Origin of the sequence: Xanthomonas sp. MUS 060, assembly GCF_000963215.1 — a bacterium.
Taxonomy (GTDB): Bacteria; Pseudomonadota; Gammaproteobacteria; order Xanthomonadales; family Xanthomonadaceae; genus Xanthomonas_A.
In genome coordinates this window covers 1-979 of sequence record NZ_JZIM01000097.1, presented here as the reverse complement: position 1 = coordinate 979, position 979 = coordinate 1, and the positions used below count along the sequence as shown (strand labels likewise).

The 979-nt window shown below is 59.6% G+C and carries 1 protein-coding gene; it reads right to left on the bottom strand.

What is annotated here, in order from left to right; genetic code table 11:
* On the bottom strand, positions 1-979 hold a 979-nt coding region (locus XANALMUS060_RS17175; RefSeq protein WP_045739481.1), incomplete at both ends, for an ABC transporter transmembrane domain-containing protein.

Below are 979 nucleotides of genomic sequence, written 5' to 3'. Positions count from 1 at the left end.
CCATTTCTAGGGTGGCATTTGCGAGACGCGCGCTGCGGTCGGCCTGCTTGTTAGCAAGCTTGATGGCCTGTACCCCACGGACAGACTCCATCAGTACGCTCTGCTGCTTCGCCCCATACACCAGTTGCTCCTCGGTCGTGCGCCAGAGGGTTCGGTACATCGCACAGCGAAGCAGCACGTAAACGGCGAACACTCCCAACACGCAGCCGGTGAGCGGCAAGCTGTAAACGCACAGAATCACCAGCGCGAGTATTCCCATCGCACCGTCCAGCAAGGCTTCGACAAAACTACCCGTGAGTGTGGCCTGGATGGAGTGGATCGATGAGAACCGGGAGACGACGTCCCCCATGTGGCGCTTCTCGAAATATTCCAGTGGCAACTTCATGAGGTGACTGAAGAGGTTGCTGGTCCACTGCGCGCTCAAGGATGCACCGAGCCAGCTCAGCAGCCATGCCCGCGCTAGCGTCAGACCGGCTTGGATCGCGATAACCAGCATGAAACCCAGCGTCATCACCAGAAGCAGATTGTGATCGGAACCCACGAGCACTTGGTCCAGCACCCATTGCATCTGGAATGGAAGGGTGAGGGCCAGCACCTCGATGCCCATGGCGAGACCCAAGACCTGAGCGAGCGAGCGCTTCCAGCCCGAGACGCGACCTGTAAGACTTCTTAGCGGCACGGGTTTCTTGCGCTTCGTGGTCTCAAAGTCCTCGCCTGGGATCAGCTCCAGCAGGATGCCGGTGAAGTATTTCCCGGCCTCCTCCATTCCCATACGCAACTTGCCGCGCGCTGGGTCATGGATCTCCACACCCTTGGACGTCACCCTGCTCAGCACAACGAAGTGATTGAGATTCCAATGCAGGATGCACGGAGTGACAGCATCACGCAGATACTGCATGTCCGCACGCAGCGCCCGCGTCGCCAAGCCCAGCGAATGGGCGATATGAATCACGCGGGACAGCGTCGCGCCCTTGAGCGA